The sequence below is a fragment of the Gramella sp. AN32 genome (assembly GCF_023718305.1).
Lineage (GTDB): Bacteria > Bacteroidota > Bacteroidia > Flavobacteriales > Flavobacteriaceae > Christiangramia > Christiangramia antarctica.
The window spans coordinates 1-17,566 of the sequence record NZ_QEYO01000008.1; the positions used below are offsets into that span (position 1 = coordinate 1).

Annotated in this window: 9 protein-coding genes; 6 read left to right on the plus strand and 3 right to left on the minus strand. The window is 37.8% G+C overall.

Going from position 1 to position 17,566, the window contains the following annotated elements; all coding sequences use genetic code 11:
- Nucleotides 1-290 precede the first annotated feature (290 nt).
- Nucleotides 291-818, plus strand: coding sequence for an AraC family transcriptional regulator (locus DHD80_RS20005; protein ID WP_251741114.1), 528 nt, complete (start codon nucleotides 291-293; stop codon nucleotides 816-818).
- Nucleotides 819-1,330: 512 nt separating this feature from the next.
- On the plus strand, nucleotides 1,331-2,530 hold the full coding sequence (locus tag DHD80_RS10440; protein ID WP_251741115.1) for a site-specific integrase: 1,200 nt from the start codon (nucleotides 1,331-1,333) through the stop codon (nucleotides 2,528-2,530).
- 1,110 nt (nucleotides 2,531-3,640) lie between these two features.
- On the opposite strand, the gene DHD80_RS10445 is transcribed toward DHD80_RS10440, so the two are convergent.
- On the minus strand, nucleotides 3,641-4,363 hold the full coding sequence (locus tag DHD80_RS10445) for an NUDIX hydrolase (protein WP_251741116.1): 723 nt from the start codon (nucleotides 4,361-4,363) through the stop codon (nucleotides 3,641-3,643).
- Between the two features lie 463 nt (nucleotides 4,364-4,826).
- Here DHD80_RS10445 and DHD80_RS10450 point away from each other — a divergent pair, with 463 nt between their 5' ends.
- From DHD80_RS10450 to DHD80_RS10465, 4 genes are all read left to right on the plus strand, one after another.
- Nucleotides 4,827-5,462, plus strand: a complete 636-nt coding sequence (locus tag DHD80_RS10450) for a hypothetical protein (RefSeq protein ID WP_251741117.1) — start codon at nucleotides 4,827-4,829, stop codon at nucleotides 5,460-5,462.
- A 25-nt stretch (nucleotides 5,463-5,487) separates the two neighbouring features.
- Nucleotides 5,488-7,203 (plus strand): hypothetical protein, encoded by a 1,716-nt coding sequence (locus tag DHD80_RS10455; protein WP_251741118.1) that lies wholly within the window; start codon nucleotides 5,488-5,490, stop codon nucleotides 7,201-7,203.
- A 19-nt stretch (nucleotides 7,204-7,222) separates the two neighbouring features.
- Entirely contained in the window at nucleotides 7,223-8,719 is a 1,497-nt protein-coding gene (locus DHD80_RS10460) for a mannitol dehydrogenase family protein (RefSeq protein WP_251741119.1), read from the plus strand.
- Between the two features lie 110 nt (nucleotides 8,720-8,829).
- Nucleotides 8,830-9,759, plus strand: coding sequence for a carbohydrate kinase (locus tag DHD80_RS10465; RefSeq protein WP_251741120.1), 930 nt, complete (start codon nucleotides 8,830-8,832; stop codon nucleotides 9,757-9,759).
- A gap of 176 nt (nucleotides 9,760-9,935) precedes the next feature.
- Here the strand turns inward: DHD80_RS10465 and DHD80_RS10470 are convergent, their stop codons facing one another.
- Both DHD80_RS10470 and DHD80_RS10475 read right to left on the minus strand, forming a co-directional pair.
- Entirely contained in the window at nucleotides 9,936-11,393 is a 1,458-nt protein-coding gene (locus tag DHD80_RS10470) for a potassium/proton antiporter (RefSeq protein ID WP_251741286.1), read from the minus strand.
- Between the two features lie 160 nt (nucleotides 11,394-11,553).
- Nucleotides 11,554-17,490 (minus strand): HAMP domain-containing protein, encoded by a 5,937-nt coding sequence (locus DHD80_RS10475; RefSeq protein WP_251741121.1) that lies wholly within the window; start codon nucleotides 17,488-17,490, stop codon nucleotides 11,554-11,556.
- Nucleotides 17,491-17,566 lie beyond the last annotated feature (76 nt).

Here is a 17,566-nt window from a genome sequence, read left to right on the forward strand (position 1 = left end):
TCCCGCCTTCTGCTTCGGGTAATAAAGGAGGTGATTTACTCGGCTAACCCCTATCTTTCCATTTCCGATGGTGGATCCGGAGGAAAAATAAAGGTATTAATTGTCTTGATAACATCCCAGAAAATTTTCCCGCCACGGTAGTAATTATATATTGCTATTCTGAAATTACCTCGAACTTGCCATCGGTACTTATATAAATGATACTTTCATTGATAGAAACATCTGGTTCAAGGAAGCGGCTTATATCCTCGAACTACAACCAATTGCCCGGTGAGATTATCAAAAACGAAGTGGACCGACAGCATCTGGAACTCATAGCCATGATACTTCAAGAATCGAGAGGGTATGGAGAGGAATCGATTATGCTTATAAAAAGCCTGATGACCAGTGTCCTGGAGATTTTAATACGAAATATCAAAAAAGGAAGCCATTACGAGGTGGCCGAGACCAATGCAGATGACAGGGCCACCAGGATGCTGACCTATATCAATGAAAATATCAACCAACCGGAATTATTGAAGGCTGACCACCTTGTCAGCACTTTTGCCATGTCACCCACTTCTGTCAGCGAGTTTTTTAAAAAACAAATCAAGATGTCCTTGCGTGAATACATTATAAAGGCGAAGCTAAAATTAGTAGAGATTCGCCTGCTTAAATCTGATTATACCCTTACCGAAATCACGGATGATTTAGCCTTTACGGATGTAAGCCACCTCTCTAAAACCTTTAAGCGATATGTGGGCATGTCCATACGTGAGTTCAAGAATAATGGGGAGTATAAACTTCTAAAAAAAAGTATATGTGAGACCAATAAATGAATGGATAAAATGCAACATTGTTAACCATATTATACTGAATCAAAATTTACTTTACCGGCAACCTCCTTTTTGAAACCATTGTAATCAAACTACCATATTAAATTATAATTTTCTATATTTATTCTTATGCGCGATCTTTAAATTTCAGATCAATTAAATTGATATTTTGAGTCCGATTCGGTGACCTTTTAAAAGATAAATTTTGAAATAGCACTGTTAACAAGGCATATGGGAAAGAGTGTGCGTTCTGCCACCCCGACTTTTTAACATTTCATTAAGAAATAAACAATAGGGTAATTATATGATTTTCATGTAATTACCCTTTTTTTATGCATTAAATTAACACAATTTTACACAAATAAAACGTGAGTTTTTAGTGAGTTCATGTGTCAATCGTGAGTCAATCGTGAGCTTATTTTTTGTATCTTGATAGAAGTTGGATGGTCCCATCCACGTATTGTTGATTTGACTTTCGTACCCAGAATTTTTTGTCTCATTAAAGTCAAATCGTTATGCGTACTACCCAAACTTTTTCTATTTCTTTTTTTACCCGCAAAAAGAAAAACCAACCTGAATCAGCCATCCTTTATGCCCGAATTACCATTAATGGTAAAAAGCTTGAAATTAGTCTAAAACGGACCATTGCTGTGGACAAATGGAATCAAGCCTCTAGTAAAATGATGGGAAACAGCCCGGAGGGTTTCCAGATCAATAAGAAGATTAACGAGGTCAGGAGCCAGTTATTTAAAATCCATGATGCTTTACAAAAAGAAGATAAAGTGATTACCGTAGATTTAGTAAAATCCAGATTTCTGGGAACTGACCAGGAACACACAACCTTGTCCCAGCTGATTGAATACCATGATACGAATATGGGCAAGGTCTTAAAGTATGGCACCATGAAAAATTATACGACTACTGGTGCGTATTTAAAAGATTACCTAAAGACAACATACCAGAATAGTGATGCTTATCTAAAGCATATCGACTACCAGTTTACCCTGGGTTTTGAGAGTTATCTAAGAAATTTGGAGGGATTGCATAACAATGGACTGATGAAGCATATGGAACGCTTTAAAAAGCTCATGCGGTTAGCGGAAGATTTAGACTGGATCGAAAAGAACCCCACCAAAAGATTTAAACTGCGTTTTGATTCGGTGGATATGGTTTACCTCTCTAAACAGGAGCTGGAAAAACTGAAGGCAGAAGAACTGGAAAATCCAACCTTAAGGTTAAACCGGGATATTTTTATTTTCGCTTGCTATACCGGACTGGCTTATGCCGATGTAAAAGCCTTGAACAAAAACCATCTGCAGTTCGGGATTGATGGCAAGAAATGGATCTATACCCGCAGAAGCAAAACAAACACTTCGGTCAGAATTCCGCTATTAGAAGAAGCAGAGAATATATTGGACCGGTATAAAGATCACCCAAAGGCAGAGCAAAACAATACCTTGCTCCCCGTATATTCCAACCAGAAAACCAATCATTACTTAAAGCAAATCGCCAAAAAGGCGAAGATTAATAAGAAACTAAGTTTTCATACGGCCAGACATACATTTGCCACTACCGTGACCCTGGCCAATGGAGTGCCCATTGAAACTGTATCCAAATTATTAGGTCACCATAAAATTTCCACTACCCAGATCTATGCCCGGGTGATTGATTCTAAAATAGCAAAGGATATTGACGGCCTGAGAGGAAGATTGTAGTTTTAAAAACAAGGTTTAAAGCAAGCAAAGCAAGATGTGTCATTGTCATGACAATCTTGCTTTGCGCCCGGAGGTTGCAAAGTTCTAAAAAGATTTAACTTCTGAATTATTTTTTATAAATTAGAATAATCATTTTTACAGTCCTATTGAAAATGATGAAGAGGGAAGTACAGGTAACAGCGTACTTCCCCCTTTTAATTTACAGTCAACTGATGAACACCCCAAACACTTTATAGTATTAGTTCGGTAGATATGGGGGCTTTAAGTCTGCTACTATTCACGATGCTGTTTTCGCCATAAACATCTCTTTTTTCATTGCGACCATCGGGAGTAATCAAGATTGTGCCCACAGGCACACATCTTGCATTATTTTTTCTTTATGGAATTATGAAATAGAAATTACTGCTGTTGAGAAAAAAGAAGTTCTACTCTCCTCAATTATTTAGATCCAGAATTAAATTCCTATGCCAAACCCTGGAAATTTAATTTTGAAAAGTTCTAAAATTCAAAATCTTTTTTATCCAATTACCCAGCCCAGTAGGAATAGGTGTTTAGATCATAATTTGATTTATTTTCTAATTACCCAAAAGTTCAGGTGGGGTAATTAGAGGGTAATATATTTAAACTCCTTAACTACCCAGTTTGAATGGACTGATAATAGGACTTCGGAGCTATTTGGGTAATTGGGTAATTGGGTAATTAATATTATATATATTTTTATTTCATGAGCATATAAGGGAACAATACGCAGCAAAATAATTTGTACCTTTCACTTGTACAGAAGTATCAAATTACTTCAATACGTTCTATTGATGTTGTGAGTTAATCGTGAGTTTTAAAACTTGGGATTACGTGAAACCATATAAATACTGGGTGTTTCAGAGCTTTAAAAGCATTCTGCCGCCCCGACTTCTGATGTTTTAAATAACATTAAATAATACCTAAACAAATGATTTTCAATACTTTAATAGAATTGAGGGTTATTTGTTTTTATTTAAAATTATCCTTAAAGTGACCTAATCGGTCACCTTTAAGGATGGTTTTTTCTTAACTTCAACTTACCGGACTTTTCAAAGTGATTTGACTTTCGTTTATCCCAATTATCAACTTTTAAAAGATGAAGAGCTGGTGTTTTTCAACTATTTTATTGTAGATGTCCTTACTAAAAATATAGAGCTGAGCAGGTTTTTTAGAGTTTCCCTTCCTTTTTTCATCCAGAAGAACAATATATTTTTTTCTAAGAACCTTTTTCCGGAAATTTCTGTTATCCATTTTAATGTCTAAGATGGCTTCAAATGCAATCTGGAGTTCATTTAAAGTAAATTTATCTGGCAAAAGTTCAAATATCAAAGGCTCAATTAAGACCTTCTTTTGCAAATATTCGTACGCATTTTTTATAATGTCTGTATGATCAAAACCTAATTCGGGAAGTTGGTGGATAGGGAACCATTCCAGGTTTTCATCATTTATTTCAAATAAATTCGCTGTTAAAAGGGATATATAGCCTACGGAAAGTATCCTTGGGTTAACATCCAGTTTTTGCATCCATAATAAATCTTTTTCATTCTTAATACGGTCTGGATCCCCAAATGCATTAAACTGTTCCTGATATGCTTGAGTTAATATAACGTATCGCTTGAGAATTCTTTTTGCTGCTTCCCGAAGTGTTTCGCTTTTCTGAACATAATCACCAGTGATCATCCAGTCATCAATAGTGGTTTCTCCGAGATTCATTTTCAGTTTCCTTTTGGATAGAAGAATTTTTAATTCCGAATCATCCAACCCAAAAATTACACACTCTAAAGAAACATTGGGGATTTTTCTGAAATCCATTTATCATGCTTTTTGAAAGACAATCATAGATAGTCTTAATTGTGAACGAAAATACTAATTGAAAACTTTAATCCCAACTAAAAACTTAAAAACAAATATATTTAAACGTGTATACTACGCTTAATAGTGTCATTTTAAACAATTATATTATTGGAATTATAAGGCTAATTTATTAGCAATAACAGCTATATAATAGGATAAATTTACAATTATATAAAATAAATCATGGTGTTTTATGAAAATTTGATATATTTGAAAATATATAACGTCATATAGACGCTTTATAAATTTTATTTTAATGTATTAAATATATATGATGAAGCCTGATAAAAACTATATAAAACAATATTTCCAAATTGGCTTATTTATATTTATAGTTTTAGGCGTTGCTCGTTTTTCCTATGGGCAAAGAGAAAATAGATCGTTTTACGAAAACGTTTCCTTAAGTATAAATTTAAAAAATATGCACACGTGGCATGGATTCGTGGTTACTCCCGGGGCTATGGTAGCCTCCAGCTTAGATTATAGCTTTTATAATAATAAATTTAAAATTGGTGCCTGGGGTGGTTCAAGTTTTAATGGAGAATATATCGAGCTTTCCTATTTCTTAACTTACAATACGGGCAAAAGCTTCAAAGCTTCCTTAATTAGTCACAATAACTATAGTGGGTGGGAAAATCCAAATATTTTTAGTTGGAATAAATATAATTCTCCAAATTTTCTAGATATCGTAGTAGAAACCTCAATCTCAGAAAAGTTTCCTTTAGATATGTACTTCTCAACCATCTTATTTGGTCAGGGTGGTGATTTCCAGACTACTCCTAATGGAGAAGTAACTAATTCTTATTCTAATTATTTAGAATTAAGATATCCGGTTGTTATTAATGATAGATTAAAAATAACGCTATTTGCCGGAGGGGCTTTCTCCTTCTTTACAGAAAAAACATTCTACACCAGGCACGATAATCTTGTGAATATAGGCCTGAAGTTACAAAAGAATATTTCCATTTTAAAATATTACAGAATCATTAAAGCAAAGGCATTTTGGAATCCCGAAAGTAAAAGAGCGGCTCTGGAAGTAAACATTGCACTTTTATAAACCCACTTTTAAATATAAACCAAGCATGGAAAATACATCTCAGCAAAATTTTGATCATTTAAATGAGGAGCAATTACCTGTTCCCAAGTCTAAACTCCATGGCGGTAAGTACTTTGCGGGATTATACGCAGGAGAACATGTTGCCGCGACCGAGTTTGTTATTGGTGCTACATTTGTTTCGCTCGGTGCAGGCGTCCAAGATATTATTCTTGGATTATTAATAGGGAATATTCTGGCTGTGCTCAGTTGGACATTTATTACCGCACCCATTGCGGTACAAACCCGGCTAAGTCTTTATACCTATTTAAATAAGATTGCGGGAGATTCTATGACAAAATTATATAACTGGGCGAATGCAATAATATTTACGGTGATATCGGCCGCAATGATTACTGTATCTGCTTCAGCGGTACGCTTGTTATTCGATATACCTGCACAATTGCACTGGTACTCCACTAACCTGGGGTTTTTATTAATTGTAGTAGCGGTAGGTGCCGTGGTAGTTTTTGTGGCGATTTACGGTTTTAAAACAGTGGCAAATTTTTCTGGTATTTGTGCGCCATGGTTATTTGTTTTATTTGTGTCTGGAGCCTTACTCCTATTGCCTGTATTATCTCATGCAGTTCTTGGGGAAACTTCCGTGGGAAGTTTCCAGGAGTTTTTAAAAATTGGGAGCGAATCTATTTGGAAAGGCGTTACTAATACGGGAGAATCGGGTATTGGACTTTTAGAGGTAATTGGTTTTGCCTGGGCGGCAAATAGTATTACTCATTTTGGATTAATAGATATGGCCCTTTTTAGGTTTGCAAAAAAACCATCTTATGGGTTATATACAAGTTTTGGGATGTTATTTGGTCATTACATCGCCTGGATCGCGGCCGGGATTATGGGAGCTGGTGCGGCAATTTTATTAAAACAAGATGTAATTGCTTTAGATCCTGGTGATGTCGCTTTTAAGGCACTGGGGGCCTCCGGCTTCATTATAGTTATCGTAGCAGGATGGACTACGGCAAATGCTAATCTTTATAGGGCAGGACTCGCAGCCCAGGCTATTTTCACAAGCTGTTCAAGAAGAAAAGCCACGATCATAGTTGGTATTTTCACCGTGATTATAGCATGTTTCCCATTTGTATTTTCAAAAATTTTACCTCTGCTTACTTATGCCGGATTATTGGTAGTTCCTGTGGGCGCTATTGTGTTTGCTGAACATTTTATATTTCCCAAAATAGGGCTCAATCGATATTGGGCGTATTATAAAGATTTAACTACCAGTAAACCTGCAATAATTTCGTGGATTGTTGGCCTTGTTTTCGGTTTTGCCTTAAATGCGCTAGATATTATGTCATTCTATTATTTGTTTATTCCCACCTGGATTTTTACCATAATTTTGTATACCGTATTAGCCAAATTTAATGGTGCTTCTGAAGATTTTACTGAAGAAATTCAGAAAGAAAAAGAGCTTCAGGAAAATATAAAAAGTTATCAGGAATCTAAATCCAGAAATGATAAGGAACATGTTGATGATACTTCAGTTTTTTCCAAAATCTTGAAGGGTTTATCAATAATATTTTTACTCATTATTGTAATACTGGCAATAAATACTTTTGTAAACAGCGAGAATCTGGATATTTACTACACAAACAAAAACCTCTTCAATACATACGCTTTTGTTGCAACTCTGGGATATTTTATAACTGCGTACTGGGCGTTGAAAAGATCACAAACCTTAAATAAGAATTAAAATACATTATACATATCTTATGAAAACATCAGTAATATTAAATCAGGAAAATTTAGGTAGCGTGCTTTCGAACGTGAAAGCACCTACTTACGATCGGGATAAAGTAACTACCAGTATTGTGCATATTGGCGTGGGAAATTTCCATAGGTCTCATGAAGCCTATTATACAAATGAACTTATGGAACATTTTGGTGTGCTGGACTGCGGAATTTGTGGCATTGGATTACTGGATTATGACCGAAAAATTTATAACATTCTTAAAGATCAGGATGGACTGTATACCTTGATGATTAAGGAATTAGACGGGACTTATACGGCAAAGGTTATCGGCTCTATTGTTGAATTTATTTTTGCCCCGGAGAATCCCTTTGCGGTTATCGAGAAAATCGCCCATCCAGATATAAAAATAGTATCCTTGACGATAACGGAAGGAGGGTATAACCTGAATGAAGCGACCGGTAAATTTGATTTCAGCAATCCGGTGATCATTGAGGATATGAAGAATCCCATGTCGCCAAAATCTGTATTTGGCTACCTTACCCAGGCTCTAAAATTACGAATGGAGCGTGGAGTTGGGGGAATCACTATTCAATCTTGCGACAATATTCAGGGGAATGGAGATGTTGCAAAAAAAGCGCTTACAAATTATGTGAAAGAAGCAGCACCTGAATTACTTTCCTGGATCGAAGAAAATGTATCCTTCCCAAACGCAATGGTAGATAGAATAACCCCTGTAACGGTTGCAGCAGATAAAGAAATCCTGAAAGAAGAATTTTTAATAGAGGATCAATGGCCGGTAGTTTGCGAACCTTTTATTCAATGGGTGATTGAAGATGATTTCAAAGCTGGACGCCCGGCCTGGGAAAAAGTAGGAGCTCAATTTGTTGAAAATGTGGTTCCTTTTGAGAACATGAAGCTTCGATTGTTGAATGCAGGTCATAGCTTACTGGGAATGCTGGGTGCACTTCACGGGTACAATACGATTGATGAGGCGGCAAATGATCCCGATTTCGAGCAATTCTTAAAAGATTTTATGGATGTGGAAGTCACTCCAACCTTAGGGGATCTGGGAGATATCAATCTTGATAAATACAAGAAGAGTTTAATAGATCGTTTTCAGAATATTTATATCAAAGATCTTATTTCAAGGATATGTTTAGAAAGTTCGGCAAAAATCCCAATTTTCCTACTTCCCACCTTAAAACAACAATTAAGAAATGATGGGGAAATTACCCGAGCTGCATTTGTAGTTGCGGCCTGGTGCAAATATAACGATGGCGTTGATGAGAATGGTAACACTTACGAAATTAAGGATGCAATGAGCGATACACTAATTAGAGCTGCGGCCTTGTCACATAAAGATCCTATTGCATTTCTTAAAATTGAAGCTGTTTTTGGAGAACTTGTCAATAACAAGAGGTTTGTTGAAACTTTCACCAACACATTGAATATGTTACGGATTAATAGTGTTAAACTTTGCGTTCAGAAAATAAACAGCTCTTCTACGAGTGTATAATGGCATCCGATTTAACCAAGTGGCAAGTTTACACGAGTTCATTCCCTCTAACGGCACTTAAAACGTTTGGGGGATTTTAAAATCTTAAAAAATTACCAGTTCTAAGTAGTATGTTTAAAAATAAAAATCTCAAGTTCATCAGTTTCGGGGAAGTTTTGTTTGATGACTTCGGAAAAGACAAAAAAATAGGAGGAGCTCCTTTAAATATTGCGTTGCGTATTAAGTCTTTCGGCTTTCCGGTAGCGATGATTAGTGCTGTTGGGGCAGATGAAAGCGGAAAAGAAATTCTTGAATTTATACAGCAGAAGGAAATTCATATGGCTTCAGTTTCAATTGTTCCTGAATATCAAACCGGCCTGGTGAAGGTGTCTTTAGATGAAGAAGGAGTAGCCGACTATGAAATAGGCCATCCAGTAGCCTGGGATGCAATTTCATTATCTGATAATACCAAAAAGATTGTGAATAATGCCGATGTGATTATTTACGGCAGCTTAGCTAGTAGAGATGAGGTTTCCAAAGATTCGCTTTTGCAAATACTTAAGAAATCAAATGGCATGAAAGCATTTGATGTAAACCTTCGCCCGCCACATTATAATGTGGAAACCTTAAAAGAATTAATTCAGCAGGCTGATTTCATTAAATTTAATGAAGAGGAATTGTTGGAGATTTCAGGTTTATTGGGTTCTAACGACATTTTGATAGAGAAAAATATAAAATTTATACATAAAATCACCAATGTTCAAACAATTTGCGTAACGCGGGGAGGTGCCGGAGCAGTTCTTTTTCATAATAATCAACTTTACTACAACGGTGGTCATAAAATTCAAGTGGTAGATACCGTAGGAGCAGGAGATTCATTTCTGGGATCTCTTTTATGTCACTTGTTAAGCAATGGAAATCCTCAAAATGCCCTCGATTTTGCCTGTACCGTAGGAGGAATTGTAGCCAGTTCCGCCGGAGCGAACCCCAATATTGATCTTGGAGAAACAGAAGCTATACTAAACAGGTCTAAAATATTTGCAACTAAATCTTCATTTTAGCCGTAACTGACTATAATTATAAACATCTCTCTGGAATAAAATTCCCGGTCAGAGCGGGAATTAATAGATTATTAGTTCGAAACAATCTAAAAAAGAAAGATTTCTAATTCCCATCGATATCGATAAGGTTTGATACAATTTTCTTTCTATATTTTATGAAGTACTTAGAGTAAGGATTATTCCAGATATTCCTTTATCTGCAAAAAGTTAGAACGATCTTCGGTTAGGATTAATAAAATATCGTTTTCCTCTACTACGGTATCTCCTTTAGGTGTAATGAAGTTATTGTTCCGCGTAATCATCGCTATAATGGCGCCACTTGGAATTTTCAGATCCACAATGCGTTTTCCTATTGCAATACTGCCTTTCGGAATTTCAATTTCCTGTAAATGGGATTTACTTTCATCCATCAGGATCTTATCTACCGGAGATAATTTTTTTTCAGAGCTTGGCAGCGATACCCGAAACCAATGTGCAACAGCAGCCAGGCTGGAACCTTGAATCAATACCGAAGTAAGCGAAACAAAGAAAACAATGTTAAATATCAAATTAGCCTTTTCGATCCCGGCGATAAGTGGATATGTCGCAAAAACAATGGGAACAGCACCTCTTAGGCCTACCCAGGAAATGTACAGCCTTCTTTTCAATTTCATTTTAAAAAAAATCAAACTTAGAAATACTGCAATTGGCCTTGCCACGAATATGAGAACTGCTGCTATCGCCATCCCAATTCCTATCACGGGGACCACCTGAGAAGGAAATACCAGTAGTCCCAAAGTTAAGAATAATACTATTTGCATAAGCCAGGCCAGCCCGTCAAACATGCGAATCACTGTATTTTTATGGATTAGGTTCTGGTTTCCAAGATAAACTCCACATAAATAGACCGCTAAAAACCCATTTCCACCAATGGCATCTGTAGCTGAAAAAGTGATGAACATGAGGGATATAACTAGCACCGGATAAAGCCCTTCAAATCCAAGCTTAATTTTATTGATAACCAGTTTACTTATATGTCCAAAGGCAAATCCGGCAATTGTTCCAATTATTATTTGCAGGAAAAAGATAGGGATGATACTCCAAACTGAATCTTCAGGATTCATTACTAAACTTAAAAAAGCAATGGTCAGGAAATAAGCCATGGGATCGTTACTACCACTTTCTAATTCCAGGGTTGGCCTTAAGTTGGAGCGTAAGGCCAGATTCTTAGATCTCAAAATAGAAAAAACCGCGGCGGCATCTGTAGAAGAAATTATGGCCCCTAATAATAACCCCTCCATTAAAGTAAAATCTGTAATCTGCCAGGCAAAAATTCCAATACACAAAGCTGTTATCAGTACACCTAAAGTTGAAAGCGATATTCCCTGCCATAGCACAGGCTGAATACTTTTCCAGCGAGTATCCAGACCCCCAGAAAATAAGATAAAATTGAGGGCTACAATCCCAATAAACTGGGCAATTTTGGGCTCGTCAAAATAGATCCCCCCAATACCTTCGGAACCTGCAAGCATTCCAACTGCCAGGAATAATAGCAGGGTGGGTACTCCAAATCTATATGAAGTTTTACCCGCCAAAATACTGATGAACAAAAGAAGTGAACCAATAAGTAAAATATTCTCAATAGTAATATCCATCAGGGCCGTAGCATAAAGTTTTTGCAAAAATATTGTTTTAAATACAAATCAACATATTAATATTTTCGTAATCCTTTAAAATAGAAATTTGGTAGGTATGGAAAACTATGAGTGCTATTCCTTCTTAGTTTAGCTCTATGATTTACTTCATTCTCTGATATTATTGGCTTAGCCATAAACGCACTACGTTTATTAATTTATCAATTTTAACCGGTTTGGTAAGGTAATCATTGGCACCTGCCTCCAGGCTTTTGGCTTTATCTTCCGGCATTGCTTTCGCGGTTAATGAAATTATTGGTAATTTTTTATAGGTTGCATATTTCCTTATTTTTGTCGTGGCTTCATACCCATTCATAATGGGCATCATTACATCCATTAGGACAATATCTATATCTTTATCCTCTTCTAATTTTTCAATTGCAACTTTTCCATTATTTGCGACTATCACCTTCATACCTGAGTCAGATAAAGCTTTAGAAAGTGCATAAGAATTGCGTTCATCATCATCTACTATCAGTACTTTTCTGTTCTTCAAGACATGTTTCGGATCATGCAAGTCAGATATTATCTTTTTTTGCTTAGGCGATAATTTAATTTCGTTAAAATGTATATATAAAGAAACCTCATCTAAAAGTAACTCCGGTGAAGATGCCCCTTTAATTAAAATACTGTCTGTAAATTTGTTAAGTTCTACGTTTTCTTTTTTTGTGAGTTCCTTTCCGGTATATACCACTACCGGAATATGATCTGCTTTTTGACGGGATTTCAGCTTTTCCAGTAACTCAAATCCGGTAATATCCGGGAGTTTAAGATCAAGAATTATACAATCGAAGCTTTTGGATTTTAGCTTTTGCAATGCAACTTTCCCCGTAGTTGCGGTAGAAATTTTAACCTCCTTATTCTTCAGGATACTTTTAATTGCCTTTAAAGTTGCCTCATCATCTTCAATAATAAGAATCTCCCTAACCGGTGTGTTATCTATTTTTTCCACCTTTTGAATGACATTCTCAACAACCTTGGCACTTATAGGCTTTAGACTAAATCCCATTGCTCCTTTACTAAGGGCCTCACGACTTTTATCTTCATCTGCCATGAAATATACCGGTATATGTCTGGTTTTTAAATTAAATTTTAAATGATCCAAAACACTTAGCCCTTTCATATCAGGTAACTTTTCATTCATGAGGATACCCTTGGGTTGATATTGCTCTGCCAGTTTCATTCCTTCTTTTCCATCCTTTGCAAAAAGTAACTTAAAGCCATATTTCTTAACTAGTTTTTTTATTGTCTGCGCTAGATATTGATCCTGATCAATTATCAACAGGGTGTATTCCGAAACTTTTAAATTCTCTCTATCATCAGGTATATAAGATTCTATAGTATTTGTAGTTTCACTTTCTGTCAACTCCCTCCCCTTATCTCTAGAATGAATTTGATTTGACTCACTATAAGAAGAAATGGCATCATCCATTTCTTTTATAGGCGCACTTGGTAGGTCCATAGGAATATATACTTTAAAGTCGCTTCCTTTTCCTTCCTTACTCTCTATATGTATTTCACCTCCTAATAATCGTGATAATTCCCTCGAAATTGTCAATCCAAGCCCTGTGCCTCCATATTGACGACTGGTACCTCCTTCCGCCTGTTGAAAGGCTTCAAAGATCATCATTCGCTTGGCTTCAGGAATTCCAATTCCTGTATCTTTTACTGAAATTTCTAATACTTCAGATTTTGAGAGGGTTATTTCACTGAATTTAACGCTTGCATCTGGTTTACAAATCATAACATTCACCGATCCTTTTTCTGTAAATTTAATGGCGTTTGAAATAAGGTTCTTAATAATTTGTTCCAACCGCTGCCCATCGGTTACTATCCTTTCAGGTGCATTTGGTTTAGATTGTATAGAAAACTTTAGCTTTTTCGATTTTGCCAGGGGCTCAAACTGGTTTTTAAGGTTATTTACAAGACCTTCTATTACGACTTCTTCTGGATTAATCTGTAGTTTTCCTGCTTCTACTTTTGAAAGATCTAAAATATCGTTAATAAGGTTTAACAGGTTTAATCCTCCTTCATATATAATGCTAGCGGACTTTTGTTGATCTTTAAATAAGTTCCCTTTATTATTATCACTAAGGTCTTTGGAAAGGATCAGAAGACTGTTTAATGGTGTTCTCAATTCATGAGACATATTGGCCAGAAATTCTGATTTATATTTACTGGCAAGTTCTAATTCTTTTGCTTTGCGCTCTACCTCGACTCTACTGGATTGTAAATCCTCTTTCTGCATCTCTAAATCTGTAGTCTTAGTTTCAAGATCCTCATTGGCCATCTGTAATTCCTGACTCTGAATCTTTAATTTTTCCTGTTGTTGTAATAACTCTTCAGATTGTCGCTGCGACTCTTCCAGGAGGTCTTTCATTTTTTCCCTATCCAGGGCAGAGTTGGTAGTAATAGCTATATTTTCTCCTACTGACCGTACTAATTCCAGCTGATTATCATTAAAAGACTTGAAGGAACCAATCTCAATTACACCTTTTACCTCACCATCAATGATGAATGGCTGAACCAGAATATGTCTGGGTTCTTTTTTTCCCAGGCCTGACGATACACTTATATAATCTCCGGGTATACCTGAAAGAACAATGGCTTCTTTCTCCATAGCAGCCTGACCCACGAGTCCTTCGCCAAAATCAAAAGTAGTTTTAAGGGATTTTCGGTGGGTAAACGCATAGGAACCTGTCATCCTTAGTTGTTTCTTCTCTTTATTTTTTTCAGACAGATAAATTACTCCTACCTGACCATCAAGGTACTTAGTTAAATAGGAAATAATATTCTTCGACAAAGTCAAAAGATCTTGTTCGCCCCGCATTCGGTCATTAAGCCCGGCCTGTCCGGTCTTAATCCAGGCTTCATTTTCGTTTTCCTCTGATATCCGTTTTAAGTTCTCAGTCATTGAATTCAGGGCAATACCCAGCTGATCAGCTTCACTTCGAAGGGGCATCTCTATTGCAAAGTTCCCTTCAGCAATAGTATTTGCCGCCTTCACAATAGTGGTGAAACTGTCTACCATTGCATTAATGTTATTTTTTAGTTCCTGAACTTCACCTTTTACTTCTACATCAATTTTTCTGGAGAAATCACCCCTGGCAAGGGCAGTAGAGACCCCGGCGATATCCCGTACCTGCGACGTTAAATTGCTCGCCATTTGATTTACATTATCGGTAAGGTCTTTCCATGACCCGGCCACATTTGGCACCTCGGCCTGCCCGCCAAGAATCCCTTCCGTACCCACTTCGCGGGCAACATTGGTCACCTCATCTGCAAAAATGTTAAGAGCATCCACCATTATATTAATGGTAGTAGAAAGTTCTAATACTTCGCCCCCTTTTCCCTGTTCTGAAATTTTCTGTGAAAGATCTCCGTGAGCAACGGCAGTGGTCACCGAAGCAATCTCTCGTACCTGTGTGGTCAAATTACTGGCCATGGTATTCACGTTATCGGTAAGCCCCTTCCAGGTACCTGCAACATTAGGCACCCTGGCCTGGCCCCCAAGCATACCTTCAGTTCCAACTTCCCTCGCCACACGTGTTACCTCCGCTGCAAAGACATTCAGCGAATCCACCATCTGATTAATAGTGTCTTTTAATTCGGCTATTTCACCTTTTACATCAATAGATATCTTTTGGGAGAGATCTCCGTGTGCTACCGCTGTTGCTACATTGGCAATCTCCCTCACCTGACTGGTAAGATTACTAGCCATAGTATTCACATTACCGGTAAGGTCCAACCAGGCACCTGCAACATTAGGAACTTCTGCCTGACCTCCCAACATACCTTCAGTACCTACCTCACGGGCTACACGCGTTACCTCATTAGAAAGTATGTTCAGGGAATCCACCATCGTGTTAATAATGGTAGAGAGTTCCAGTACTTCTCCTCCTTTTTCCTCTTCAGAAATCTTTTTAGATAAATCCCCATTGGCAACGGCTTTGGTTACCGATGCAATTTCCCTTACCTGTGTGGTAAGATTTGATGCCATGGTATTTACGTTATCCGTTAATTCCCACCATGCGCCACCTACGTTGGGAACTTCTGCCTGACCACCCAGGATACCTTCGGTACCTACTTCCCGTGCAACACGGGTAACCTCATCAGAAAAAATGTTCAGAGAATCCACCATCGTGTTGATGGTTTCTTTTAGTTCGGCTATTTCACCTTTGGCCTCAATACCAATTTTTTGTGCCAAATCACCTTTTGCCACTGCGGTTGCTACATTTGCAATCTCCCTTACCTGTGTGGTAAGATTCGAGGCCATATAATTCACATTATCGGTAAGGTCTTTCCAGGTTCCGGCCACATCGGGCACCTTAGCCTGTCCGCCAAGAATTCCCTCTGTACCTACTTCACGGGCCACACGCGTTACCTCATCAGAGAAAATATTAAGGGAATCCACCATCTGGTTGATCGTATCCTTAAGTTCCGCTATCTCTCCTTTTACATCAATCGTTATTTTTTGTGAAAGATCACCATCGGCTACTGCGGTTGCTACGTTTGCTATTTCTCTAACCTGGGTAGTAAGGTTGCTCGCCATGATATTAACATTATCAGTAAGATCTTTCCAGGTTCCGGCTGCACTTGGCACAGTTGCCTGGCCTCCCAGTTTTCCTTCCGTACCCACTTCACGGGCCACACGCGTTACCTCAGCGGCAAACAAGGTTAATGAATCAACCATACTGTTGATTGTGTTGGAAAGAATTAATACTTCTCCTCCTTTTCCTTCTTCAGTAATCTTTTGTGAAAGGTCTCCCTGCGCAACCGCGGTTGTGACCGAGGCGATTTCCCGCACCTGATTGGTCAGGTTATTTGCCATGGTATTTACATTGTCTGTAAGGTCTTTCCAGGTTCCGGCCACATCGGGAACTTTGGCTTGTCCTCCCAGTTTTCCCTCTGTACCTACTTCCCGTGCCACACGGGTAACCTCATCGGAGAAAATGTTCAGCGAGTCCACCATCTGGTTAATCGTATCCTTTAGCTCTGCGATTTCTCCTTTTACATTAATAGATATTTTCTTTGAAAGGTCACCATTTGCAACTGAAGTTGCCACTCCGGCGATCTCCCGCACCTGAGCGGTAAGATTGGAAGCCATTGTATTTACGTTTACCGTAAGATCTTTCCAGGTTCCTGCAACGTCCGGCACATCTGCCTGGCCTCCCAGTTTTCCTTCAACCCCCACTTCCCGGGCAACATTTGTTACCTCTGCGGCAAAAATGTTCAGGGAATCTACCATTCTATTTATGGTGGTGGATAACCCAAGAACTTCCCCACCCTTTCCTTCTTCCGTAATTTTTCTTGAGAGATCTCCATCAGCTACCGCTGTGGTTACTCCCGCTATTTCACGTACTTGCTCCGTCAGGTTGCTTGCCATCTGGTTTACATTATCTGTAAGATCTTTCCAGGTCCCCGAAACGTTCGGTACACTTGCCTGTCCTCCCAGTTTTCCTTCCACTCCCACCTCACGGGCCACTTGCGTTACTTGTTCTGCAAAAATGTTCAGACTACCTAAGGTTCGGTTGATTACATCAGCCATGGCTCGAAAATCACCGGTTACCGTCAGACTAAATTTATCTTCCAGCTTTCCTGCCGCTATACTATTAAGGATCCGACTTACTTCAAGTACAGGTTTGGCTATCGCTTCAATAAGGATGTTTATATTGTCTATCATATCCTTCCATACCCCACTGGAAGCCTTAAATTCCGCCCTCGCGTCCAAATTACCTTCAATTCCCCCCACACGTGATATACGTGATACTTCAGTACTAACCCCACCAATCATTTCAACCATGGAATTGTAAGCTTCGGCCACATCCGCGAATTTATCATTTCGCTCCTTTGATAGCCGAACGGAAATATCCCCTTCCCTAAACGCCTCCAGTGCAAATATCAGTCTATCCAGTTGTTCATGCATATAATCATTATCCTTGAACATATCTTTATCTGGTACGCGTTTGGCCTTTTTAACAATTTGGTCTTTTGCCGGGATAGTTTTACGGGTAGAGGTTTTACTTTTGGTGTTAGGGGAAGTGGTCTTTTTGGACATTCTAATTGGCTGATTTAAATTATTTAAGAAAAATAAAAATGAATGTTTTATTAGGAATCATTAAAATTTCGAAATG